Origin of the sequence: Psychromonas sp. MME1 (genome assembly GCF_041080865.1) — a bacterium.
GTDB lineage: Bacteria > Pseudomonadota > Gammaproteobacteria > Enterobacterales > Psychromonadaceae > Psychromonas.
The window spans coordinates 3065414-3090645 of sequence record NZ_CP160906.1; the positions used below are offsets into that span (position 1 = coordinate 3065414).

At 40.3% G+C, this 25232-nt stretch carries 24 protein-coding genes, 3 tRNA genes and 2 pseudogenes; 13 read left to right on the top strand and 16 right to left on the bottom strand.

All coding sequences use genetic code 11. The annotated features are described in order from the left end of the window. Positions 1–2: 2 nt before the first annotated feature. From AB2N10_RS14145 to AB2N10_RS14160, 4 genes are all read right to left on the bottom strand, one after another. A complete protein-coding gene (locus tag AB2N10_RS14145; protein ID WP_369433997.1) occupies positions 3–413 on the bottom strand; it encodes an META domain-containing protein in 411 nt (136 codons plus the stop codon). Continuing rightward, the gene (locus AB2N10_RS14150) at positions 414–2558 is read right to left on the bottom strand and encodes a bifunctional (p)ppGpp synthetase/guanosine-3',5'-bis(diphosphate) 3'-pyrophosphohydrolase (RefSeq protein ID WP_369433998.1); all 2145 of its coding nucleotides are present in this window, start codon (positions 2556–2558) and stop codon (positions 414–416) included. Positions 2559–2656: 98 nt separating this feature from the next. After that, positions 2657–3499, bottom strand: a complete 843-nt coding sequence (nfo, locus tag AB2N10_RS14155) for a deoxyribonuclease IV (protein WP_354623007.1) — start codon at positions 3497–3499, stop codon at positions 2657–2659. A gap of 137 nt (positions 3500–3636) precedes the next feature. After that, positions 3637–4080, bottom strand: coding sequence for a DUF4124 domain-containing protein (locus AB2N10_RS14160; protein ID WP_354623008.1), 444 nt, complete (start codon positions 4078–4080; stop codon positions 3637–3639). A gap of 89 nt (positions 4081–4169) precedes the next feature. Here AB2N10_RS14160 and AB2N10_RS14165 point away from each other — a divergent pair, with 89 nt between their 5' ends. Beyond that, positions 4170–4409, top strand: a complete 240-nt coding sequence (locus tag AB2N10_RS14165; RefSeq protein ID WP_354623009.1) for a DUF3624 domain-containing protein — start codon at positions 4170–4172, stop codon at positions 4407–4409. Here AB2N10_RS14165 and AB2N10_RS14170 read toward each other — a convergent pair. From AB2N10_RS14170 to AB2N10_RS14195, 6 genes are all read right to left on the bottom strand, one after another. Beyond that, complete coding sequence (locus AB2N10_RS14170) at positions 4406–5527, bottom strand: anhydro-N-acetylmuramic acid kinase (protein WP_369433999.1); 1122 nt, start codon at positions 5525–5527, stop codon at positions 4406–4408. The two genes, AB2N10_RS14165 and AB2N10_RS14170, sit on opposite strands and share 4 nt — an antisense overlap. A 13-nt stretch (positions 5528–5540) precedes the next feature. After that, positions 5541–6908 (bottom strand): oxygen-independent coproporphyrinogen III oxidase, encoded by a 1368-nt coding sequence (hemN, locus tag AB2N10_RS14175; RefSeq protein WP_369434000.1) that lies wholly within the window; start codon positions 6906–6908, stop codon positions 5541–5543. 33 nt (positions 6909–6941) lie between these two features. Then, positions 6942–7421, bottom strand: a complete 480-nt coding sequence (locus AB2N10_RS14180; protein ID WP_354623011.1) for a DUF2489 domain-containing protein — start codon at positions 7419–7421, stop codon at positions 6942–6944. A gap of 13 nt (positions 7422–7434) precedes the next feature. Next, positions 7435–7674 (bottom strand): GTPase-activating protein, encoded by a 240-nt coding sequence (locus AB2N10_RS14185; RefSeq protein ID WP_369434001.1) that lies wholly within the window; start codon positions 7672–7674, stop codon positions 7435–7437. A 23-nt stretch (positions 7675–7697) separates the two neighbouring features. Then, a complete protein-coding gene (locus AB2N10_RS14190; protein ID WP_369434002.1) occupies positions 7698–7988 on the bottom strand; it encodes a GTPase-activating protein in 291 nt (96 codons plus the stop codon). 134 nt (positions 7989–8122) lie between these two features. Further along, positions 8123–8725, bottom strand: coding sequence for a c-type cytochrome (locus AB2N10_RS14195; protein ID WP_354623013.1), 603 nt, complete (start codon positions 8723–8725; stop codon positions 8123–8125). Positions 8726–8837: 112 nt separating this feature from the next. Between AB2N10_RS14195 and yihA the strand changes: the two genes are divergently transcribed. Next, entirely contained in the window at positions 8838–9506 is a 669-nt protein-coding gene (gene yihA, locus AB2N10_RS14200; RefSeq protein ID WP_354623015.1) for a ribosome biogenesis GTP-binding protein YihA/YsxC, read from the top strand. Between the two features lie 53 nt (positions 9507–9559). Here the strand turns inward: yihA and AB2N10_RS14205 are convergent, their stop codons facing one another. After that, the gene (locus tag AB2N10_RS14205) at positions 9560–11533 is read right to left on the bottom strand and encodes an ATP-binding protein (protein ID WP_369434003.1); all 1974 of its coding nucleotides are present in this window, start codon (positions 11531–11533) and stop codon (positions 9560–9562) included. A gap of 463 nt (positions 11534–11996) precedes the next feature. Here AB2N10_RS14205 and prlC point away from each other — a divergent pair, with 463 nt between their 5' ends. Further along, complete coding sequence (gene prlC, locus AB2N10_RS14210) at positions 11997–14048, top strand: oligopeptidase A (RefSeq protein WP_354623018.1); 2052 nt, start codon at positions 11997–11999, stop codon at positions 14046–14048. Positions 14049–14258: 210 nt separating this feature from the next. Here the strand turns inward: prlC and cobO are convergent, their stop codons facing one another. Then, the gene (gene cobO / locus AB2N10_RS14215; protein WP_354623019.1) at positions 14259–14852 is read right to left on the bottom strand and encodes a cob(I)yrinic acid a,c-diamide adenosyltransferase; all 594 of its coding nucleotides are present in this window, start codon (positions 14850–14852) and stop codon (positions 14259–14261) included. 91 nt (positions 14853–14943) lie between these two features. Continuing rightward, the gene (gene nhaA / locus AB2N10_RS14220) at positions 14944–16242 is read right to left on the bottom strand and encodes a Na+/H+ antiporter NhaA (protein WP_354623020.1); all 1299 of its coding nucleotides are present in this window, start codon (positions 16240–16242) and stop codon (positions 14944–14946) included. Between the two features lie 335 nt (positions 16243–16577). On the opposite strand from nhaA, the gene AB2N10_RS14225 reads away from it, so the two are divergent. Then, complete coding sequence (locus AB2N10_RS14225) at positions 16578–17789, top strand: DUF945 family protein (RefSeq protein WP_354623021.1); 1212 nt, start codon at positions 16578–16580, stop codon at positions 17787–17789. A gap of 33 nt (positions 17790–17822) precedes the next feature. Here AB2N10_RS14225 and AB2N10_RS14230 read toward each other — a convergent pair whose 3' ends face one another. Together AB2N10_RS14230 and leuA are read right to left on the bottom strand one after the other, a co-directional pair. After that, positions 17823–18452: an MBL fold metallo-hydrolase gene (locus AB2N10_RS14230; RefSeq protein ID WP_354623022.1), complete on the bottom strand. Its 630-nt coding sequence runs from the start codon at positions 18450–18452 to the stop codon at positions 17823–17825. Positions 18453–18480: 28 nt separating this feature from the next. Next, positions 18481–20037, bottom strand: a complete 1557-nt coding sequence (gene leuA / locus AB2N10_RS14235; RefSeq protein WP_354623024.1) for a 2-isopropylmalate synthase — start codon at positions 20035–20037, stop codon at positions 18481–18483. Between the two features lie 390 nt (positions 20038–20427). Between leuA and msrB the strand changes: the two are divergent. Next, positions 20428–20841 (top strand): annotated as a pseudogene (gene msrB, locus AB2N10_RS14240) (peptide-methionine (R)-S-oxide reductase MsrB); the annotation flags it as partial. Here the strand turns inward: msrB and AB2N10_RS14245 are convergent. After that, positions 20821–21243 carry a GNAT family N-acetyltransferase gene (locus AB2N10_RS14245; RefSeq protein ID WP_369434004.1) on the bottom strand — a complete coding sequence of 141 codons (423 nt, stop codon included), beginning with the start codon at positions 21241–21243 and terminating at the stop codon, positions 20821–20823. The pseudogene msrB and the gene AB2N10_RS14245 sit on opposite strands and share 21 nt — an antisense overlap. Positions 21244–21316: 73 nt before the next feature. On the opposite strand from AB2N10_RS14245, the gene murB reads away from it, so the two are divergent. The 8 genes and pseudogenes from murB to AB2N10_RS14285 all read left to right on the top strand — a co-directional run. Next, complete coding sequence (gene murB, locus AB2N10_RS14250) at positions 21317–22372, top strand: UDP-N-acetylmuramate dehydrogenase (protein ID WP_354623026.1); 1056 nt, start codon at positions 21317–21319, stop codon at positions 22370–22372. Continuing rightward, positions 22365–23333, top strand: coding sequence for a bifunctional biotin--[acetyl-CoA-carboxylase] ligase/biotin operon repressor BirA (gene birA, locus AB2N10_RS14255; RefSeq protein ID WP_354623027.1), 969 nt, complete (start codon positions 22365–22367; stop codon positions 23331–23333). The genes murB and birA overlap by 8 nt, the downstream gene beginning before the upstream one ends. 140 nt (positions 23334–23473) lie before the next feature. Continuing rightward, positions 23474–23549: transfer RNA gene (locus tag AB2N10_RS14260), tRNA-Thr, on the top strand. 10 nt (positions 23550–23559) lie between these two features. Then, positions 23560–23643, top strand: a tRNA-Tyr gene (locus AB2N10_RS14265). 79 nt (positions 23644–23722) lie between these two features. After that, positions 23723–23797 (top strand) — tRNA-Gly (locus AB2N10_RS14270). A gap of 70 nt (positions 23798–23867) precedes the next feature. Further along, entirely contained in the window at positions 23868–24287 is a 420-nt protein-coding gene (locus AB2N10_RS14275) for a hypothetical protein (protein WP_354623028.1), read from the top strand. Continuing rightward, positions 24287–24967: a hypothetical protein gene (locus AB2N10_RS14280; protein WP_354623029.1), complete on the top strand. Its 681-nt coding sequence runs from the start codon at positions 24287–24289 to the stop codon at positions 24965–24967. The genes AB2N10_RS14275 and AB2N10_RS14280 overlap by 1 nt, the downstream gene beginning before the upstream one ends. A 70-nt stretch (positions 24968–25037) precedes the next feature. After that, positions 25038–25169 (top strand): annotated as a pseudogene (locus AB2N10_RS14285) (Type I secretion system protein TolC); the annotation flags it as partial. Between the last annotated feature and the right edge of the window lie 63 nt (positions 25170–25232).

The window sequence follows — 25232 nt, forward strand, 5'->3', positions numbered from 1 at the left end:
GATCACTTAGCTATAAGTTTATAGGTTAGTTGATGCGCTTGCCCGATAAACGTTAAGCTATCATCTTTAAGCTGCACTTCTGACCAATCTGTAAATACCGTTGTCACTTGTTGTTCAACCGTATTTTGTAAATCTAGACAGATTTTTCTGGTGCTGCCCATTGCCACTATTTTTGCCGTCTTTTCCTGTAGTTCGAATGTACCAAAAAAATTATTACAGGCTAAATTTCCCGTCGCTTTGCCATTTTTGGCAATGTTTAGGGTGCTAGTAATTGATTTATCTACAGCTTGCTTATCAATACTAACCAATTGCCATGTCTGTTGCAGTTCAGCGAGGCTAACCACTTTATCCGTTGGCGCGCTACAGGCGGCTAAAAACAGGGTAAATAGTGAGATAATCAGTCGTTTCTTCATTTATTGCTCCTCTTTTGTGGCTCTTTTTTGTGTTATACGTCTGACGCTTTTCACATTAGTTAATTTTTTGATTTGTCTCATCACGCGTGATAAATGAATGCGGTTAAGAACGCTTAAGGTTAAATTAATGGTATAGAAGTGATTCGGTAACTCTAGTGTTTGTATATCGAGGACATTGGCATTGTTTTTAGCAATAACATTAAACAGCTTGGCAAGTCCCGCTTTATGGTTAACCATGACAACCCTAAGGTCGGTTGAATACTCATATTGATTAATAAAGTTCATATCCCATTCAACGGAGATATATTTATCTAATTCATTTTTAAAACCACTGACATTATGGCACTGCTTAAGGTGAACCACTAAGCCTTTTCCATGGCTAGTATGCGCGACGATCGCATCGCCCGGTAGAGGTTTGCAGCAGTTTGCATAGGATACCATCATATTTTCAGTACCTAAAATTGCACTTTGTCGACTCACTTGTTTGAATTCAGATTCAGTGAGTTGATTGATATTACCACGCAATCTTCTTGCAATAACAATACTGAGTAACTGACCGCTGCCTATCTTGTGTAATAATGAGTCAAAATCTTCTAGATGGTGATCAGCCATTACTTTATCGATATTTTCTTGGCTTATATCCGTTAAGTTGGTTTTGTTTAATGCTTGTTTTAATAAACGGCGCCCCTCTGGGATGGTAAAGGATTTTGGCTGCTGTTTTAGGTATTGGCGAATACTATTACGTGCCTTATGGGTGGCAACAAAATTTAGCCAATTGGCGCTAGGGTTAGGCTGTTTACCGGTGATTATTTGGATGGTTTGACCGCTTTCTAATTTATCACTTAATAGCACAAACTCTTTATCCACCTTTGCGCTGACACAGCGATGTCCAATTTTGGTGTGTAAAGCATAGGCAAAATCGACAGGGGTTGCCTGCGCGGGTAGAACAATAATTTCTCCCTGTGGTGTTAATACATGGATTTCGTTTTTGCCTAGTTCTTGCTTAATGTTCTCTAACAATACTAACGGATTACTGGTTGTATCTTCTTGCTCTGTAATGCCTTGTAGCCAATTGCGGGTTTGTAATTGCGCTGTGATGTTGGAGTTGCCTTTACCCTCTTTATAACTCCAATGCGCAGCTATTCCTTGCTTGGCCACCTCGTCCATATCTTCTGTGCGAATTTGAATTTCAATATTAACACCATGATGGGTGACTAATGTCGTGTGTAAGGACTGGTAACTATTGGATTTAGGAATTGCGATGTAATCTTTAAAAAACTCTAACTTAGGTTGATAAAGGTGGTGCATTTGCCCTAATACGCGGTAACAAGTGTCCAGATCTTTTACAATAATACGAAAGGCGTAAACGTCCATTACATCGTGAAACTGACACCCTTTTTTATGCATTTTTTGATATAAGCTAAAGAGATGTTTCTCTCGCCCAATGACATTTGCTTGAATAGACATATTGGTTAATGTCGTCGATATTTCATCGCAAATACTCTGGATAAAATCCTTACGATTGCCTCGAGCTTGACTAATCGCCTTTTCTAAAACGCGATAACGAGCGGGATGTTGTGCTTTAAAGGCAAGCTTTTCCAATTCGTTTTTAAGGTGGTGGAGGCCGAGTCTATCCGCGATTGGGGTAAATATTTCAAAGGTTTCGCGGGCAATGCGTTGGCGTTTATCAAGACGTAAGGAGTCTAGCGTACGCATATTATGGACGCGATCCGCTATTTTTATCAGCATCACTCGGAAATCTTTAGACATCGCGATTAACATTTTGCGGATATTTTCGGCCTGTGCTTGCTCTCTATTTTCGAAGTTAACTTTATCAAGTTTGGTAACTCCTTCGACTAATTCTGCAACGCTCGGATTAAAGGCTTCGGAGAGCTCCTGATGAATGACGTCGGTATCTTCGAGCACATCATGCAGCAATGCTGCCGCAATGGCTTCGTGATCCAGTTTCATTGATGCAAGAATTTCTGCCACTGCGACCGGGTGAGTGATATAGGGTTCACCACTGGCGCGGGTAACACCTTCGTGCGCGTTGTCCGCAAACTCGTAGGCTCGTTCAATAAACCGACACTGCTCGGGAGACAGATAAGATTGAATGATGTCATTAAGAGTTTGAAAAATCGACATTTGCTACCTTTATTAACGGCTGTTATAGAGAAACAGAATAGCTCTAATAGTAAAGCCAGTTTGTTTGCTTGGGAAGTCTAAATATCGACTTAATTTGTTTATTCTGCCCATTTTTTTAATTGCGCGATTTCAGCCGCCCAAATATCAGGATTCGTTGTCTCTAAAACCATGGGGATATTATTAAAACGCACATCTTGCATAATGTATTTAAAACAGGGCCACCCTATTTCACCCGCCCCCAATGGCGCATGGCGGTCCACACGACTAGCGAGGGGAACTTTACTGTCGTTGATATGCATGGCACTTAAAAATTCAAAACCGACACAATCTGAAAATGCTTTAAAGGTTTCTTCACAGGCTTCGATGGTGCGGAGATCATAACCAGAAACAAAAGTATGACAGGTGTCGAGGCAGGTGCCGACACGTGATTTATCATCAACATGTTCAATGATAGTGGCAAGCTGTTCAAAACAGAAACCGAGATTAGTGCCCTGTCCGGCAGTATTTTCAATCACGGCTTTAACCGATGTCGTTTGTTGCAGGGCCCAATTAATCGATTCTGCCACACGTAGTAGGCAATCATGGCTGTCGATTTTATTAAGGTGGCTACCGGGATGAAAGTTGAGCATGGATAAACCGAGTTGTTGGCAGCGCTGTAATTCGTCTAAAAATGCGAGACGTGATTTTTGCAGTGGCTCAGCTTCTGGGTGTCCTAAATTAATAAGGTAGGAGTCATGGGGTAATATCTGGTCGCTACTGTAATTATAACGGCTGCATGCTGCTTTGAACTTACGAATTGTTTCCTCATCAAGCGGCTTAGCATTCCATTGACGTTGATTTTTGGTAAATAGTGCGAAGGCGGTTGCGCCTAAATTATGGGCATTTTTAGGGGCATTAAATACGCCACCAGCAGCGCTGACATGCGCCCCAATATATTTCATAGTTCATTTCCGATAGTAAATTATTGTTATTGAGCGGTTATTTTAGAAGATGAACGGGTGATTGTACAGTTAGGCGGTAAACGCAAAGCAACGTTAATCATCTTGCTTTGCGTATATTTAATTTGGCGGATTTATATTTATTTTTTTACAGCACCGTTGATACTGATAGTTGTTCCATCGACTATCGCTTGGCGTAAAAGCGGTCTGTCGATTGTGTCGATCAGCGCATCATTTTCTTCATCGTTTTTAAGGCTAACATCGGTTTGATCAACCATTCGTTCTGAGAGGATATTTTTATCCGTTGCTGTTTCCGGGCGTTGGTATTCGCCTTGTTTTTTACTTTCATTTTGCCTAGTCACTTCCTCTTTTTTAACGGCTAGAGGTGCGGCGGTTGTTTTTTCACTTGCTGAAATAGTGGCACTGATCGGTAATAGCGTCACTTCGTTTATCTCTGCTTGATAGGCCGGCTTGCTCTCTGAAAAATGGGTGATGCCATCTTTGTCTGTCCAAGTATAAATTTCTGCAGAGATAGCTGATGTCGTAAAAAATGAAACGGTTAATAATGTTAAAAGAGCGCGCATAGGGTAGACTCATAAAAATTAAGTGGTTGACATTGTATTTATTTTGTTCGCAATAACAATATAATTTTTTTAAAAAGGAGGCCAAAATCATGTCTTGTAGTGGCTGTAATAACCATTTCTTTAAAGAAAAGTTAGGCCGTTGTCGCAGTTGTATGCTACTTAATTTTGTGTTGTTGCTAAGTAGCGCGATAGGTTGGTATTTTTGCTATCAATCATCCCCATCGCAAGTGACAACTATTGCCCTATTATTTGCACTGATAGGCAGTGGAGTCTTAATGGTTTTACATCTTAGCGCCTATTTATATTATCAATTAATGGGGCAAGATTAAGGTTTGTAGATAGCGCCTAAAATAGCATTTTTATAGGCGCCAGTGACCTCTTTTAAGGCAATAGGAATTTCATACAAACGTTGTTCTGCAAGCCATGCAAAGGCAACTGCTTCAACAAACATTGGATCAATATTCAATATTTGTGTATCGAGAACGGTGTGGTCGGGTAGCAGCGCTTGTAAACGCTGCATTAATAACGGGTTAAGTGCACCGCCACCACAGACGTAAACCGCACAGGGACTGGTTTGTAATTTTATTTGTTCAGTAATCGTTATTGCACTGAATTCGAGTAATGTGCGTTGCACATCGTGAGGAGTGAAATAATGGGGTGTTAATGCATGCAGTTGCTGCTGCAACCAAGAGAGATTAAATTTTTCTCGCCCGGTGCTTTTGGGGGCAGCTTGGGCGAAATAGGGATCGCTTAATAATGGTGCTAGCAGTGCCGGGGCAACTTTTCCCTGTTGGGCAAATTTAGCATCTTTATCAAAGTGTTTATCATGATGTAGATTGATCCACGCATCCATCAACATATTGCCCGGGCCAGTATCATAGCCGAGTACCTTTGTATCTGAATGCAGTATGCTGATATTGGCAATCCCCCCAATGTTTAGAATGACGCGATTACAGCCCTGTTTGGCAAATAGTGCTTGATGAAAAGCGGGTACTAGTGGTGCACCTTGTCCACCATAGGCCATGTCCATGCGTCTAAAGTCTGCAACGCAGGTGATGCCCGTTCGTGCAGCAATGAGATTCGCGTCTCCAATTTGTTGGCTAAAGGGGAGTGGGCCTTGTGGACTGTGAAAAATAGTTTGCCCATGGCTACCTATTGCGCAGATTTGCTCTGCACGGATATGGCTATCTTTGAGTAATTGATTAACAGCCGTGGCACAGGCGATAGCAAATTGATGATCCACTTCGCCGAGGGTTTGTAAATCTACTTTTTTATCTTGGCAAATTTGTAACAATTGCAAACGCAGCGACGGCGGTAAATCAATGCAACAGGCGGCTATCTGCTTAAAGCCACAACGGTCGCGTTGTGCGATCACCACGTCAATACCATCTAAACTAGTGCCGGACATCAAACCGATGTAGTATTGACCAAGCGCTGATTCGGGCAAGCTTTGCATTGGCTTAAATGACTCTGGAAAACTGTTGTTGACGTGCTTTATTACGCAGGTAGATATCAAAGCACATACAAATATTGCGAATGAGCAAACGCCCCTTAGGTTCAACGGTAATTTCCTGTGCTGACACTGAAACCAGTTGATCATCAATAAAACACTGCAATAACTTAATATCTTCAGCAAAATAGTGCGCAAAATCTAACGCGAAGCTTTTCTCAATCGCAGAGATATCTAACTTAAAATTACAAATCAGCTTTTTGATCACTTCTCGGCGAATTAAATCATCTTGATTGAGGCTAACACCACGCCACTGTGCATGTCCTAATTCGTTAACTTGCTGATAATAATCGGCTAATTTTTTTTGATTCTGTGAATAGGTATGACCAATTTGGCTGATGGCCGAAACCCCCATGCCCAGTAAATCGGTATCCTCTTGCGTGGTATAACCTTGGAAATTTCGGTGTAAAACCCCTTGTTGCTGGGCAATGGCTAACTCGTCATTAGGTTTAGCAAAATGATCCATGCCAATGAATTGATAGCCTGATTGGGTTAAAAATTCAATGGTGTGTTGCAACATAGCTAATTTCTCAGCGGGCTTGGGCATATCATCTTCATTAATTTTACGCTGAGCGGCAAAAAGGGATGGCATATGTGCATAATTGAAAATGGATAAGCGAGCAGGATCGAGCTCGACCACTTTTTCTAGTGTATGGGCAAAACTTGCTTTATTTTGCAAGGGTAAACCATAGATCATATCGAGATTGGTTGATTGAAATCCCTGCGCTTTTGCGCGTGCTAATAGCTTGACGATAAAGGCTTCATCTTGTTCTCGGTTGACTGCCTTTTGTACTGCTTTGTTAAAATCTTGAATACCTAAGCTAAGGCGATTAAAGCCTTCATTGGCAAGGTGATCGATGGTCGTCAATTCAATTTCGCGTGGGTCGACCTCAATGCTTAATTCAGCATTATCACTAAAATTAAAGTTATCACGTAGTAACGTCATTAAACGGCTAATTTGTGCCGGTAGTAAAAACGTCGGTGTGCCGCCACCCCAATGCAGTTGTGTCACGGTGCGTTCTGTAAAATGTTGCGCTTGATTTTTTATCTCAATTTCAAGGTGATCTAAGTATTTATCTGCTTTCTCTTGATGACGAGTGATCACTTTATTGCACCCACAAAAATAACAAATCTTGTGGCAGAATGGAATGTGAATATAGATGGAAAGAGGGCGCTTCGGGTAGCTCTGAGTCGCCTCAAGCATCTGTGAATAAGTAAAGCGCTCATCGAACTCAAGTGCCGTTGGATAGGAGGTATAACGAGGGCCGCTGTAGTTATACTTTTCGATGATAGCCTGATCCCAGAGAAGCTTTTCCATTATAATTTCCCGCTCTTATATTATTATTGTTTGTTAAACAGAAAAGGTCTTTAACTGTATTGCCTCTGCAACGATCGATTCTTCTAACTCATTTTCAAACACGTTGCGCTGCCTATCTAACATTTTCAGTTTTTTCCCGACTATTTTTTTACGTGCATCATGTGTTGGCATATCTTTAACTTTATTAAAAAGGGTCGATAAAGCGGGATATTCTTTTTCTATATCTATTTTATTATCAATATCTAATGTTTCTAGCAATACGGTTAAACGGATCGCGGCTTCTGAGAGATTACATTGCTTTTGTGTTGTGGCATGGGCAATCAGGCGGATGCTTTCACAAATATTAGCATTACGCTGCTGTCTTTTTAATTGCCTCTGTATCTGTTGCTGCTGTATCGCCTGTTGTTGGATCGCTTTTAATGTTTGTATTCTACGAGTGAGTACTCCTATATAAAAGGCCAAAGAGATAATGATAACAACGGCAATAATGGCCAATATAATCTTAAAATCCATCACTTACTCGTATTTATTTAAATTCATCTAATGCAGAGCTTGCATCTTCAAACTGTTGTAACAGATCTTCTTCGCCATCATCATCGAGCCAGCCGAGTTGCTGCATTAATTGTTGGTGACGTTGCGTTTGCTTATTAACCCACGATTGATCTACCTGTGATAGTGTTTCGCCATTATCAAGTTGTTCAAGCAAGTCGTTAAGGCGATCATCATTTTCAATTAATGCCAGTTCTTTCTCTGGTGATAGTTTCACGGGAGCTGCTGCTTTGACGACTTTTACCTGTGGTTTAAGAACCGGTTAATCTGTTGTTCGGGTTGTTTTTCTTCGATAAGCAGAGGGACTGCTTTTTGGCTGCCAATACGTTTATCATTTGCCGCTTGTCTAGCATTTTGCTGTTGCGTCTGTTTAGACTGCACCGCATTACGCGCGCCTGCCTTGTTACCTTTTAATTTCTCTTTGCGTTTACGCTCACGAGACTCTTTTGCCTGTGATGACGTTTCTTTGCGCTTGGGAGCTAATTTACTTTCTGAATTACCTGCATTGCGATTTTTTTTAGTACGAGACATGGTTGTTTACCTTCTATAAGAGCATGCTTATATATTGGGGGTTAATTAGCGCAGAATAGCAGATCTTAGATTTTTTAAAAAGCACAGATAAATGGCGTTTCTTAATTTGAAACGCCATGATTAATTTTGATAGCCTAATGTAGTGCCGATATGTACTTAGAAAGTAATTCAATATCGTTATCGGTGAGCTTAGCTGCAATATCACTCATCATTCCGTTCTGGTCATTATTACGTGCTTTGCTGCGGAAGCTTTCTAATTGTGCTTTTAAATAAGCAGGATATTGGCCTGATATTTTTGGAAATTTTGCCAGTGCAAGACCATTGCCGCGAGGCCCGTGACAGGCACTGCATGAAGGGATTCCGCGTTGTGGGTCACCGCCCATATAGAGATTGCGTCCGGGTTCAGCCAATTCTGCCGTGACGGTTTCAGGGGTCATGGTTTGCGTTTCAAAATAGGCTGAAATATCTTGCATATCTTGTTCTGATAATGGTGTAGACATTCCCATCATGATCGCGTTATTACGAATCCCCGTTTTGAATTCTTGCAGTTGTTTTGTTAAATAATCAGCATGTTGTCCTGCTAATTTAGGGTACATATCGGTCGGACTATTTCCATCTGTGCCATGACACGCAGCACAAGTCGCTGACTTAGTTTTACCCTCTTCAATATTTCCCTGTGCTTGTGTTGCGCCAGAGAAAGAAATTGTAATCATCAATGCCATTAATAATTTATTCATAACTATCCATTTTGTTCTTAATGTATGTACAATGTGGCTAAAATAAAACTTCTCTAGTTTACACAAATTTAATAAATTAACAATTTTGCTACACGGTAAAGCGAGGCATATCTTGGAATTTCCAAAAATACATTTTCAAAAAGCGCATTTTCTTATTAGTGCACCAGATATTCGTCATTTAGACAAGCATCTGCCAACGGAGAGCGGCATTGAAATTGCTTTTGCTGGACGGTCTAATGCCGGCAAATCTAGCGCACTAAATCGTTTAACGAGACAAAAAAACTTAGCGCGTACCAGTAAAACGCCTGGACGGACACAGTTAATCAATGTTTTTGAAGTTGATCCGGGTCAGCGCTTGGTTGATCTACCCGGTTATGGATTTGCAAAAGTTCCTCTGCAGATGAAGCTAAAATGGCAACGTTCATTAGGGGAGTACTTACAACAGCGCGAATCTTTAAAAGGGCTTGTTGTTTTGATGGATATTCGCCATCCCTTTAAAGATTTAGACCAGCAGCTTATTTACTGGGCTATTGATGCCGATATTCCGGTTTTAGTGTTATTGACCAAAGCAGATAAGTTAAAGCAGGGCGCGCGCAAGACAACGCTATTAAAGATGCGTGAAGAGGCATTGCGTTTTGAAGGTGAGGTGCAAGTTGAACTGTTTTCTTCATTAAGCGGTTTGGGTGTGGATACGTTGGAGAAAAAAATTGCTTCCTGGTACGCGGTAGACGCGTTGCAATCGCAAGTTCAGCAAGAGAGTGAAGAAAATAGTGCTCAGTAAAATTAATTGAGCACTATTGGTATTATACCCATGCATCATGGGTATATCTGTTGCTAAGCTTTTTGGGCTTGATAGGGAACATCTATTATAAAATGAGCACCTTCTGTTTCTGGAATATAGTGGATATCACCCTTTAACAATTGTTTAACAATATTGTAGACAATATGAGTACCTAGTCCACTTCCTCCCGCTCCACGTTTGGATGTCACAAAGGGCTCAAATATGCGATTTGCAATATCCTTTGGAATACCTTTTCCTGTATCTCGGTAATCAATCGTTAATAGATCATCGTGCTGTGTTACATCGATAAAAATTTCGCGTTTGCCATCCCAATCATCAAAGCCATGAATTAACGAATTAAGGATCAGATTAGAATAAATTTGCATGAAACTACCGGAAAAGCTGTAGATGGATAGCTCTTCAGGGCAATTCACATTAACCTGACAGCGACCTTGTTTTAGTTTGTGTTTTAATGAAGTCACCACTTGATGAATATTTTCATTTACTTTAAAGGAATAACAGGCTTCACTTGATTGGTCCACTGCTACCTGTTTAAAGCTGCGAACTAATTCTGCAGCACGGTTAAGATTGCTGTTTAGCAGGCGACCTGACTCTGATAAACGGTCGATAAAGTTATCTAAAAAGGATCGAGATAATGTATTGTTGTCGAGTTTTTGTTTTAAATCGTTGATTTCATCAAGTAGGAATGAAGCCGCTGTTACGCTGATCCCAATCGGCGTATTTATTTCGTGGGCAACGCCTGCAACTAAGCCACCTAAAGAGGCCATTTTTTCTGATTCAACTAATGTAAGCTGAGTATTTTTAAGCTGCTCTAAGGCTTTGTTAATCTGTTTGTTGCTTTCAGTGAGCGCTGCAGTACGAATATTTACTTTTTCTTCTAGCTTGTCATTTAGCTGTTTAATTTCTAGTTCTATTTTTTTCTGTGCGGTAATGTCATGCCCAAAACCAATTAAATATTTGATACTCATCCCCTCATAAAAGGCAGAAAAGGTCCACAGCAGTGTATTTGTCTCGCCCGTTTGATCATGCATGGGAATTTCAATGCTGTTAATGGTTTCATTGCGTTGTAGTTTTTTCAGGAGACTGTTTTTTTGTTCGTTCGTGGTAAATATATCTAGCCATCTCTTACCTATTAACTCCTCTTGGCTATAGCCTGTGATAATAACTGCAGCTGGATTGATGGTGGAAATTTTAAATTCTTGATCTAGACAGCAAATAATGGTGCTCGATGAGTTGATGACGGTGGCTGAAAAATCGCGTTCCTGCTGTAGTTCCTCAATGGCTACTTTTTTATCGGTAAACTCAGAAACAATGCGATTTTGCATTTTATTGAGTAAGAAGACTAATTCATCTAATTCATCGGAGGATCTTTCTGATGTTCGCCCATCGAGTTGTAATTCATTTTGATGAGTAGTGAGGTGAATATTACGTGTATAGAGTGCGATTTTATTAATGTGACGGATCACCATGTAATAGATAATTAATAAAATACAGATTGAAACGAGCATCGTTTTGATGGTTTGGGTGACTAATATGAGTACCGATTTGGCAATTAAGCGGTCATAAACTTTATTTAATGAAGCCGCTATAAATAAACGGCCTATTGTTTCATTTTGATAAACGAGGTCAAATGTATTTTGGATATCAAATTTATTTTTCTTTTCACCGAGCTCAATTAACGGGATTGCACTCTGACCAAGTACTTCATGCACACTAACATATTGCATATCAGAAAGTTGCATGATCCCTTCAAGTTGAATTTGAATTTGTTCTTCATCAAGGTTCCATAAACTGGCCGCAATTGGTTGTAAAAAGCTGGATTCTATCTGCGCAATACTCTCTTCTATCTTATTGACATCTTGTTTAAAATCCCATGTCAATTGTACCAAGGTGATAATAATGGCAAGGCTACTACTGCAAAGTAAGATATAAGCAAGCAGGCGAACAGATAAACTCCTTTTTATTTTTAACTGTTCGAAAATGAGAGGGAAATTATTTTTTTTCATTGTTATCCACAAAGAACCAAGTTAAACGACATAATAATCGTTAGTTTGCCATAGTGAATAGATTCTCACTAGACTTGCGTTGTTTAAATGTACTTTAATAATAAAAACATTGTAAAAAACTGTCCTTTAAATTTATTAAAGCGATCTCATCATACCTATTTGCATAATATTATGGTCATCGCTTGTTGAGGAAAAATAATAGAGAGCAAGGCGCATGATTGAGTAATAGCTGGCTATTACGATTGAATGCAACGCTGTTTTCTATTATTTTAACTAACAAGATAGATCAGATACTTATGTCGATTGGTATCAATTATCCATAGAGTTTTTATTTTACAGATATTGTTAAACTTTTTGCTGTTATGATTCTATTCTGTGATTTGGGTATAACATGTAACGGTTGTTTTTTTATCTTATCGCCCATATATCAGACATTAATCAACTTTTTAAATTAGAGAAGACTATGACTCAAGCAGAAATATCATCCATGACTAGAACATCTGATTTACCGCTATTCACACAAATTAACGTAGAGGAGATAGTCCCTGCGCTGCAAAAGGCAATTGCCGACAATAAAGCATTAATAGAAGAGAAATTGCGCACACTTACTCACTATACGTGGGATAACTTTGTCAATGTGCTTGATGAGGCAGATGATAATTTATCAAAATTCTGGTCACCTATTTCACATATGAATGCCGTAGTAAGCAATGATGCATTACGTAAACAACACGATGCATGTCTCCCTTTGTTTGCTGAATATGGCACCTATGTTGGCCAGCATCAAGGGTTGTATCAAGCGTACTTAAGTATTGCTAATAGCGACGAATTTATTCAATTAAAAACTGAACAGCAAAAAGTCATTAAGGATGCGCTGCGTGATTTTAAATTGGCAGGTATTGCACTCAGTGATGATAAAAAACAGCGTTATGGTGAGATTAAGCAGCAGTTGGCGCAGTTACAGTCACAATTTAGTAACAACGTAATGGATGCGACCTTAGCTTGGAGCAAATTAATTACCGATGTAGATATGTTAGCTGGATTGCCCGAAAGCGCATTAGCAGCCGCACAGCAAGCTGCACAGGAAAAAGGCAAAGAGGGTTATTTGCTGACTCTGGAATTCCCAAGCTACTTACCTGTTATGACCTATGCAAAAAATCGCGAGTTACGTGCAGAGGTATACCAAGCATTTTCTACGCGCGCATCGGATCAAGGTCCGAATGCTGGTGAGTTTGATAACAGCGATATTATTGAACAGTTATTGGCATTGCGTCATGAGCTTGCGTTGTTATTGGATTTTGCTGATTACGGTGAGTATAGCCTAGCGACAAAAATGGCTGAAAATCCAGAGCAGGTTATTGACTTCTTAACTCAGTTAGCTGAAAAATCATATCCTCAAGCACTCAATGAACGCGATCAAGTCTTGGCTTTTGCAAAGCAAATGGATGGCATTGAAGAGTTACAGGCATGGGACCTAAGTTATTACTCTGAGCTGTTAAAGCAGCATAAATATTCAATTTCAGATGAAGTTTTACGACCTTATTTTCCTGAAAACAGGGTGCTTGAAGGTCTTTTTGAGGTGGTCAAACGTTTATTCGGTTTAACGATTAAAGAGCGCATTGATGTAGACATTTGGCATAAAGATGTGCGCTTTTTTGATATCTATGATCAACAACAGGTGCACCTTGGTAGTTTTTATTTAGATCTCTACGCTCGTGAATTTAAACGTGGTGGCGCTTGGATGAATGATTGCCGGGTGCGCCGTCGTTTAGTTAATGGCGAGCTACAGCTACCCGTTGCTTACTTAACCTGTAATTTTAATAAACCCGTTGGTGGTAAAGAGGCGCTATTTACACATAACGAAGTGATCACGCTATTTCATGAATTTGGTCATGGTTTACATCACATGCTCAGTAAAATTGAATCTGCGGGCGTATCTGGTATCAACGGCGTGCCTTGGGATGCGGTTGAATTACCTAGTCAGTTTTTAGAAAATTGGTGTTGGCAACCACAGGCTTTAGCCTTTATTTCAGGTCACGTTGAAACGGGTGAAACGCTTCCTAAAGCACTGCTTGAGAAGATGTTGGCCAGTAAAAATTACAACAGCGCATTGATGATGTTACGTCAATTGGAATTCTCGCTCTTTGATTTTGTGTTACACCATCAATATATCCCAGAAAAAGGGGGGCAAATAGAGCAAGTTTTAGCCAATGTTCGTGAAAAAATAGCGGTGATCATTCCGCCTAAGTTTAACCGTTTTCAGCATAGCTTTAGCCATATTTTTGCCGGTGGTTATGCTGCAGGATATTATAGTTATAAATGGGCTGAAGTATTATCTGCCGATGCGTTTTCACGTTTTGAAGAGTTAGGTATTTTTAATGAACAAACCGGACAGGGGTTCATGCAAGCTATTCTTGAAAAAGGAGGAAGTGAAGAGCCGATGGTATTATTCAAGCACTTTATGGGGCGTGAACCGAATATAGACGCATTGCTGCGTCACTCGGGAATAGAATAAACAGGGGTAAAGGCTTGATGGTTTAATCGATCAAGCCGCTCTACTTTTTATACCAATTCCGGTAAGTATGTGATCTAGATTTTGCGCAGGAAAAACAGCTTAATTCAAGGCGTAATTTGATGTAAATGGTTATTCCCTTTGCGAAAATTACAACGCAGCAGTAAGTTGTTTTAACCAGTAAAATAGATCAGCTATTTATCAGAATTGGTATTACCACTCAATACCGGGCTGTGCTTTTACACCCGCCTTAAATGCGTGTTTTTCATTTAAGATTAAACTGTAAGTATCGACTGCGGCGATTAATTCTGGTGTTGGTCCACGGCCAGTTAAAATGACATTCATTTTTTCAGGGCGATTTTTTAATGCCAATAGCGTTGGTTCAATATCGAGATAGCGATATTTAAACATATAAGTAATTTCATCGAGAATAACCAGTTGATATTGCGGATCAGCTAATAGCTGCTCCGCCTTTTGCCATGCTCTTTTGGCACTGGCAATATCCTGTTGTTGGTTTTGTGTCTCCCAGGTAAAGCCATCACCCATGGCGTACCAATCCACATTTTTCTGTTGGCTGAAAAAAAGCTCTTCACCCGTTGACATTGCACCCTTTAAAAATTGTACCACGGCCACTTTATGACCATGACCAAGAGAGCGTGCTAACATGCCAAAGGCCGAGCTGCTTTTGCCTTTACCTGGCCCAGCCAGTAAAATAGTGACGCCTCGCTCTTCGTTGGCTGCCGCAATTTTCTGATCCTGTTTCTCTTTTACCGCTTGCATCTTTTTAAGATATTTATCATCACTCATTTATAACTACACCTTTTTTATAATAAAAAGCCTACTTAACATAGCCATGAACTAATGGCGATGTTAAGTAGGCTGATGAATTCGGAAAGGATTAACTATTTGCTGGTTTGCTACGCATTAAAATAGTGTAGCCGATAAGGCCTGAAATAATAGAGGCGATTAGTACTGCAACCTTGGCAATAATTTGTGATTCAGGATCAGAAAAGGCAAGGTCGGTAATAAATAGCGACATAGTAAAGCCCATCCCCGCTAGGAATCCGGCACCAATAACATGTGTCCAGGTTACGCCTTTAGGCAGTTGTCCCCAATTGAGTATCGTCAATAATTTAGTAAATATCAGTATACCTAAAGGCTTACCAACGATTAAACCTGCTGCGATACCGAGCACAATTGGATTTGATAACTGATCGAGCATGCTGCTATCGATGATAACACCTGCATTACCTAAGGCAAAAAATGGCACGATAATTAATGTTGATAATGGATGTAGGGCTTCCTCTTTAAGTTGTAAAGGATTCGCGGCTTGAAAACTTAATAACTTGATTTTTTTAAGGGATTGGATCGCATGTTTAGATAAGGTGTCATCTTTATGATGGCGCTCAGTTTCTAAATCTTGTAATAACTTTTTAGTTTGCGAGAGATAGCTATCCATCGATATTTCTCGGCGAGAAGGTATAGTGAATGCGACGGCCACGCCTGCCACTGTTGCATGAACACCTGAGGCTAAAAAGCTTATCCATACAATCGACAAACCGATTGTGTAGTAGAAAATAGGGCTACGTACACCAATACGATTTGCGATCCCTAAAATAATGATCCCGACTAAACCGACGAGTAATTCGTTAACGAATATTTGCTCGGTGTAAAAGGCGGCAATCACTAACACCGCCATTAAATCATCCCCGATAGCAAGGGCAGATAAAAACAGCTTTAAAGTTAATGGGACACGACTACCAACGATCGCTAATACACCCAGTGCAAAAGCAATATCGGTTGCCATTGGTACACCCCAACCATTAGCAGAAGGGAGACCTGCGTTGAAAAAGTAGTAGATGCCTGCAGGAAGAAGTACGCCGCCCACTGCTGCAAATAAAGGTAGCGCTGCTTTTTGAAAGCTAGAAAGCTCACCATCTAATAATTCTCGTTTGATCTCTAAGCCAATAAAAAAGAAGAAAATGGCCATTAAAAATTCATTGGCAATTTTATGCAGATTGATCGCGTGTACTTTATCACTGAAACCCGTTGATACTTCCCATAGGGTGTTGTGCCAAAAGTGATGATAATTCTGTGGTGCTATATTCGCCCAAAAAAGAGCGATAGAGGCCGCGATAACTAATAATACACCGCCAGTTATTGGACTATGTAACCAGTGCCATTTATGTGAACTCATTGATGCTCCTAAAAATAAAAAATGTTCTTTCTATGTAAAATAATAGATAGAAAAACAAAATCGTGAACTGCTTCTCATTTATAATCTACAAGGTTTTTTCTTAAAAAAGAAGCAAAATCGTGACATTTTAAGTCGTTATATTATTTTGCCTTGTAAAGTATTATAGTTATGTAATGCATTTTGGTGTTTTATACTCTTGCAATTTTGAGATGCAAAGTCAGCAAGAAAAGCGTGTCAGTGTGCTAGGCATAACGTTAAAGTATAGATATGTTATAGCAATAGAGATTGAACTGGGTATATTTGTTGTTTTTTTGAGCTCATCATTTGGAAATGCTATGAAAAAGTTAATATTGGGTATTGCTGCCATTTTTTTATTGCTTCTCACGGGCATCTACTGGGTCGGCGTTGTCGCGGAAAGAGAAACCGTGAAAATGTTTGCGTTGAAGCAGCAACCGGGCAGCGAAAGTAAGTTAATTCGTTACCATCGAGGTTTTTTTACGGCAACCTCTGAAAGTGAAGTGAAAATGGTCCTTGATGATGGTCAAGATATTGTATTTCATATTTTCAGCAGTATTCAGCACTACCCCTATAAGGCGTTGATAAAAAACAAGCTAGTGGTTAAAGATGAACTGTTAAATAATAAAGTGGTTAGTTACTTTGGTCGTGAAGATTGGTTGGTGTCAGAGGATGAAATTGACCTTTTTGGACAGTTAAGTGGTCGCTTAATGGTCCCTTCTGGACGTTTTGAGAGTACCTCCGAGCTGTTTTTAAGCCAACCATTACAGCTTGATTATCAGTTTAACCTAGACGATTATTCGGGCACGGTTGATGTGATATTAGAGGGGCTGGAGTCGCGCGGTCAAGATACAGGTGTTACGTTCAGTGAAGTTAAATTCCATTCTAATTTCAACCTATTAGAGAAAGATGATGAATATGAATACCTTGTGGAAATCGCTAAGATGACTGCTAAACAGGCGCATCGAGTGATTCGTGTTGAAGAGATTAAATGGCAAGGAAAGAGTTATCTGAGTGACAAGGGTGAAAATATAAATAGCGACAATGAATTGTCTATGGGACGCTATCAAATAGGGCAAGATAATTCACATTTATTTACCGATAGCCGTATAAAAATAAATGTAAAAGGTTTATCTGCTGCTGCCTTTGAGCGCTTAACTCATGACCGAGTCAGTGAGCAGGACATTGCGCGAACCCTTTCTGATCTATTTGCCTATGGGGTGCAGTTAACAATCGCAGACTTATCCTCGCAGACCCCGTGGGGAGCGATTGATGGTGGTTTAGATCTAACCTTGCAAGAGGGGGCTGTATTAACGGAAGTGCTAGGTAATCCCTTTATGCTATTAGATTATGTTACGGGATCTATAAATCTACAATTACCCGAAAAGATCTTGCAACAGAGTGACTTAAAGCCACTGCTACGAGCAGCTTTACAGGCAGGTTTCTTGCGAGAAGAGGGGCAATCACTGCATTTTCAGACGCAGTTGCAGCTAGGTGAATTAACCGTTAATGGCCATAATATTCCCCTCTAGCAGTTATTGGCCGCCATTAGGCGGCTAATGGCTTTAGCGTAAAAAAGGGTTCAACGCCTTCTCTTTTCCTATCGTTGTTGTTGGACCATGCCCTGGATAAACAATGGTTTCTGATGGCAGTGTGAGTAACTTTTCTTTGATGCCCGTAATCAGTTGGAATTGATTGCCACGTGGGAAATCAAAACGTCCAATACCGCCGTTAAAGAGGATATCACCAACAATGATCTGTCCACTTTGTTGATCTAATAGGGCGATATGACCGGGTGTATGTCCGGGTATGTGCAGGACTTTTAATTTGATATTACCGACTTCGACGAGGTCATTCTCTGCTAGCCATTGGTCGGGAGTGAAGCTAGCCGTATTGGGAAAACCGAAGCGCTGACTTTGTGCTTCTAATTGATCCAACCAGAAGGCATCTTCCTTTTGTGGGCCAATAACTGGAATATTAAGCGATTTAGCAACCGCTTGTGTGCCACCAACATGGTCTAAATGACCATGAGTTAAGATGACTTTGGTTACGGTCACGCCCTGTGCGGCTACAATATCCAAAATATGTTGTTGATCGCCTCCTGGGTCAACAATGGCAGCTTGCTTTGTCTCTTCACAAATCACCAAACTACAGTTTTGTTCATAGGGGGTAACGGGGATCACAATGATTTTCATAATTTATCACTCTAAATAGCACAAGCTTCTAAACTTGCTCTGTTTGTAAACGTTGTTTTTTATCTTCGACAGCTTTCGCTAAATGAATATGATTCATCACATGCACCATGGCTTTCGCTGATGATTCAATAATATCCGTCGATAAACCGATACCATGGAATTTCTGCCCATTATAAGTTGCCACAATATCCACTTGCCCAAGCGCATCTTCACCATCACCCTTTGAGCTGATGTGGTAATCTAACATGTGAATATCTAAATCAGAAATGCGCATCAAACACTGGTAAGCCGCATCGATTGGGCCATTGCCCGTCGCCGCTTCGATAACTTGTTTTTGATCGCCAATGGTCATTTTTACGGTGGCTGTCGCCGTTGCATCACTGCCAGATAAGACGCTAATATGGTTTAATTTGTAATATTCAGGCTCAATATTTACCTTACTGAAAAAGAGTAACGCTTCCAAGTCGTAGTCAAATACTTGTCCTTTTTTATCGGCAAGCGCTAAAAAGCTATTATATAGCTCTTCTAAATCATAATCGCTATCTCGATATCCAAGTGCCTGCATGCGATGTTGAATGACATGACGCCCAGAGCGTGAAGTTAAATTTAATTTATTGGTTAGCAAGCCAACACTCTCTGGGGTGATGATCTCATAGGTGTTTTGAGATTTTAGGACGCCATCTTGATGGATACCTGAAGAGTGTGCAAAGGCATTCGCCCCTACAATCGCTTTATTCGCTTGAATCGGCATATTACATAATTGGCTGACTAATTGGCTGGTACGTGAAATTTCAATGGGTTTAATATTGGTCGTTAAACCGAGTTTACTTTTACGTGTTGCTAAAATCATTGCCACTTCTTCAAGTGAACAGTTACCTGCACGTTCGCCAATGCCATTCATTGTACATTCAATTTGTCGAGCGCCTTTTTCTACGGCGGTAATCGAGTTGGCAACGGAGAGACCTAAATCATCGTGACAATGGACCGAGATAACTGCTTTATCAATGTTTGGTACGCGATTAAATAAGGTTTCAATGATCCCGCCAAACTCACTAGGAATAGTGTAGCCAACGGTATCGGGAATATTCACTGTCTTTGCGCCAGCATTGATTGCCGCTTCCACCATGCGGCATAAATTATCAATCGGTGTACGCCCTGCATCTTCACAGGAAAACTCAACATCATCGGTAAATTTTCGTGCATACTTTACTGCATTCACGGCCATCTCTAGGACATCATCAAAGGACCGTTTTAATTTGCTCTCTACGTGTATCGTTGAGGTAGAAATAAAAGTATGAATACGGAATGCTTCAGCGACGCTTAATGCTTGTGCGGCTGCATCGATATCCTTAGTAAGTGCGCGTGATAATGCACAAACGCGACTATTTTTGATCTCTTTGGCAATGGTTTGTACCGATTTAAAATCACCAGGTGAAGAGATCGGGAAACCGACTTCCATAATATCTACACCTAAACGTTCGAGAGCAAATGCAATTTGTAGTTTTTCTTTTACGGTAAGGCTCGCGCTTAATGCTTGTTCGCCATCGCGCAACGTCGTGTCAAAAATAAGAACTTGATTGGACATAGGAAATCTCTCTTGTTTAGCTGTAAAATTTATACGTAGGTATAAAAAAACCCGCGCAAGGCACGGGTTTTGGAGTTCTAATTGATCTTATTCAGACTCCCGCCACCCGCATGCATTGAGCATCAGCAGTATCGTTGGCAGGCGTAAAAATATCGTTTTCATCAATTAATCTCAAAATATTTATTTGTGCTTAAATTAATACCGTTTTTTAACAAATGCGTCAAGCAATAGTTGCCTTTATTGCTAGGTGGTTACATTGTTCATACAAATTGATAACATGGTAGCTAGGCATCTTACTCGTCAGTTTATTGAGTAAGGTTGCGAGTATTAATTGTTGCTAATTGAAAAGAGGGATTAATGAAGGATTATAAAAAGCCACAGCCTGAAGCGTTACGCGAGCAGTTAACGGAATTGCAATTTTCGGTTACTCAAGAAGAGGGCACAGAGCCACCATTTCGCAATAGTTACTGGGACCATCATGGAAAAGGAATTTATGTCGATATTGTTTCTGGCGAGCCATTATTTAGCTCCCTTGATAAATTCGATGCCCATTGTGGTTGGCCGAGTTTTAGTCAGCCATTGCCAAAAACGCATTTAATTGAAAAAGTCGACAATAAACTATTTTCTACCCGCACAGAAGTGCGTAGTTTGCATGCAGATTCTCATTTAGGGCATGTTTTTAATGATGGCCCCGCGCCGACAGGATTACGTTACTGTATTAACTCAGCCGCTTTACGTTTTATACCATTCGCTGAAATGGAGGAGCAAGGGTATCAAGATCTATTAGTTATTTTTGACCAATAATTGCAACCTGTTTTTCTTATTATAGATGGCAAACTTATCACGAACTTGCTGTGGCGATCTCTCTTTGGTTACAAGAGTAAAACCAAGCTTATTGTAAAAAGGGGTGAGATGGGTGTATGAAAAACAGTAAATGGGCTGCGTTTGTAATGCTAATACGAGCTTAAGTAATTGTGTTGCATAGCCTTGTCTTTGATAATCGTGATGACAAACTACGCCGGTTAATAATAAATAGCTATCAATCGGCACGACCTTGGCACTACAAATAATCTCTTTAAATTGTAAAACAAACACAGACTCATTGTTGCTGGCGACCCCTTTTTTATAAAATTGTTTATAAAAAAGGTTAACCCAAGGGTATTTAATTTTATCCACAATAACAAACTGTAATTCGCTTCTATCCACAGAAACTCCTTTATTTTTTGTTTCATCATATGAATCAGGTAAACTATTGCTATCAAAAATATAGGGCATCATTATGATTGAACGCAATACCTCTCTGAAGGCTTTTAACACCTTCGCTGTTGAAGCGCAAACGCAGACGCTATTTCATTTTTACAATAGTGGACAGGTCAATGAGTTATTATCGCTTGTTAAAGCAGCACAACAAAGCAACCAACCCATTTTAATTTTAGGCGCGGGTAGTAATATTTTGTTCTGTGATGATTTTGACGGTTTAGTCATTAAAGTCGAATTAAAAGGTATTGCGATTCGTGAATCTGAAGATGCCTATTACTTACAAGTCGCAGCCGGTGAAAATTGGCATCAATTAGTGAGTAACTGCATTGAGCAGGGGATCGATGGACTGGAAAATTTAGCGCTCATTCCCGGCGTGGTCGGTGCGGCACCCGTACAAAATATTGGTGCCTATGGCGTGGAGTTTAAAGATTTTTGTGAGTCTGTTGAATACCTTGATTTGGATTCTGGTGAGTTTATCACATTGTCAGCAGCGCAATGTCTATTTGCTTATCGTGATAGCATCTTTAAAAGCGCGGCAATGCACAATGCGTTGATCACCCAAGTCACGATGAAATTAAACAAAGCGTGGTATGCACATAGCCGTTATGGCGTTTTAAACGATTTAGATGCCAATACTCCAGTGACTGCAAAGCAGATTTTTCAGTCAGTTTGCGATGCGCGCAATCAAAAATTACCCGATCCTGAGTTACTAGGTAATGCTGGCAGTTTCTTTAAAAACCCCGTCGTCACTCAACAGCAAGCCAACCATTTACTCAGTATATATCCCGCCATGCCCCATTATCCACAAGCAAACGGAGAAGTGAAACTCGCTGCAGGGTGGTTGATTGAACAGGCCGGTTTGAAAGGAACGCAGGTAGGAGGGGCTGCCGTTCATCAGTTACAAGCATTAGTGCTTATTAATAAAGATAACGCATCGGCGCAGGATGTTATCCAGCTGGCGGAGTTGGTACGTGCAAAGGTTGAAGACTTATTCAATGTTAGTTTACAGCATGAGGTGCGTTTTATTGGTAAGCGGGGCGAGACAAATCTACAGCAGGTACTCAATCATGTCTGAGCTTAACGAGCAAGGTAATGCACTGCTAAAATTATTGGCCGATGGCGAGTTTCATTCTGGAGAAAAAATCGGTGCGTTATTGGGTGTTTCCCGCACATCCGTAAATAACTATATCAAGGCGCTACAAGAGATTGGCTTAGATATTTATAAAGTTACAGGAAAGGGCTATCGTAGTGCCGTGGCGATTGAATTGTTAGATGAGCAAAAAATCAAGCAGCTTAGCAATACGAATCATGTGCATGTCGAGCAGATTTTAGACTCGACGAATCAATGGCTGTTAGATCGTATTGACAAGATCGACAATGGACAAACGTGCATCAGTGAATATCAACTTGCCGGACGAGGCCGACGTGGACGCACTTGGGTATCTCCCTTTGCATCGCATCTCTATTTCTCTCTATATTGGCGCTTTGATGCCGGAATCGAAAAAATTTCGGGTCTCAGTTTGCTGGTGGGCATTGCAACCGTTAATGCCTTAGAGAAAATGGGTATACATGGCGTTAGTTTGAAATGGCCCAATGATCTCTATTATCAAGGCAAAAAATTAGCAGGCATCCTAATTGAGCTAAAGGCACAGGCTACCGCTGCTTGCCACTGTGTAATTGGGATTGGCATTAACGTGCGTATGCCTCCAGAGCAAGCCAAGCTGATTGATCAACCTTGGATCGATTTAACCAGCATAAGTGCGCAAGCAATCGATAGAGATCAGTTGAGTGCTACCCTGATCAATGAATTACAGCAGCTATTGAGTGATTATGAGCAAAGCGGCTTAACGCCCTATATTAAACGTTGGTTTGAGTTAGATTGTTTTTTAAACAAAAGTGTCAATTTACTTATTGGTGAACAGGTAAAAACGGGAATTTGTCGAGGAATTAACCCGAGTGGTGCCTTATTGTTAGAGCATAATGGAGAAATTGAACCTTTCATTGGTGGTGAAATATCATTACGTTTAGCGGATTAGGTGTCACTAAAGCCATCAAGCAAACAAAAAAACAGCAACTTGTTTTGTTTTTGAGCAATCAAACAATAAATTGCTTTTTTTCTTAATAAACACTTGCAAGGTGAAATCAATTTCTCTATTATTCGCACCACTTAGACGGCGCCGACTTAGCTCAGTCGGTAGAGCAACTGACTTGTAATCAGTAGGTCACCAGTTCGATTCCGGTAGTCGGCACCATTTAAGTCTAGGAGGGGTTCCCGAGTGGCCAAAGGGAGCAGATTGTAAATCTGCCGCGAAAGCTTCGATGGTTCGAATCCGTCCCCCTCCACCATATTTTCTCTCACTTGCCACAGTGAGTTTAGTAACTAACAATGCCGATGCATTGTTTTTTGCTATAAGATGCATCTTACGCGGGCATCGTATAATGGCTATTACCTCAGCCTTCCAAGCTGATGATGCGGGTTCGATTCCCGCTGCCCGCTCCAAGTTTTATTTGAAGATGGAACTTCCGATGTTCTCTATGTACCTAAAAACTCAGAAGATTTTACCAGCCGCGTGTTTGCTAAATACAATGTTCGTCAATATAATGATGTTTTTGCAATAGATAACTGGCGAAGCGAATTTGCAGGGCCGATGTTTAATGAACTTGATACGGTAGGATTGTATCAAGGGAAAGGTGCAGGCACCCCTAAACTTGGGGTTGGAGTTGATCTTATAGGGGATGCTAAGGGGATTGATTTAAGTCGATGGCAACAACAGGAGTTAGCTGTTGAAGGAACAATAAATACCTTTAGCCGTACGACTAGATATTCTGATGGTTCTACATTGCCATCGCAATGTATTTCCTATGATCTAAAAATAAACAACGTTGGCTCACCTACAACAGGCGAAAATGTGCGTATTAATTACAATTTTGGTCAGATGAAGTTGGGAATGCCTTCCCCGATTGAGTTAGTTATGCCCTGGAAATTTTAATGTTTAAAAAATTAATTACTTTTGTCTTTTGTTTGTTTTTACTCCCTGTTGCTATTGGGAGTGAAAGTGATGTGATAAAGCATATTGATAATCTTCTGAATGATTATCAAAAGAGAGATTGTGAGGGTTACTATGGCGAATGGTATGCACCAGATTATGCTGACTGTCAAAATCTTTATTTTGCGTTTAAAAACAGCATTGGAGTTTCGACAATACAGTGGGATTCACAGCAAAAAGCTAAATTGCTTGAGCGTCTGTGGCATTCTAATTCCGCTTTATTAGCAGAAAATAGATTATTTAGAACAAGGCTGGCAGCATCCATCGCTAAACTCCCTGAAGAGCAGAGGGGCTATCTTACAAATGAAGAGCTTGAAAAGTTGGCGTTTAAGCAACTTATGAATACACCAACCTATATTAGATACGATTCTATTTATATTTTGGGTGATTTGGGTAAAAGAAGCTATTTAGATGTTCTGATACGTCTAGCAATTGAAAACCAAGATGGCGCTGGTTCTGTAGCCGTTACATCAATCAATCGTATTATTCCTGATAGAAGAGAATTACGGCCGATCTTGTGGGATATTCGTGGTCAGACAAAAGATATAAAATTTTCAAAATGGCTTGATAAGTATATGAGCAAAAGAGGAGGCTGGCAAATGAAAGAGGCTGGACATCCATAAACTTTGACTTGTTTAAAAGCGAGCTCTACCTTTTAGTTATGCATGCATTTTGCATTGCTAGGAGGTAGTTATGACCCAGTCTCGCCAATCGCAAATTTCCCTTATCGACACCCCTTATTATCACTGTATTTCCCGCTGTGTTCGCCGTGCATTTTTGTGCGGTGAAGATAAATTTACTGGGCAGAGTTTCAGTCACCGTCGGCTGAAAAAGGATGGACATCCATAAACTTTGACTTGTTTAAAAGCGTGCTCTACCTTTTAGTTA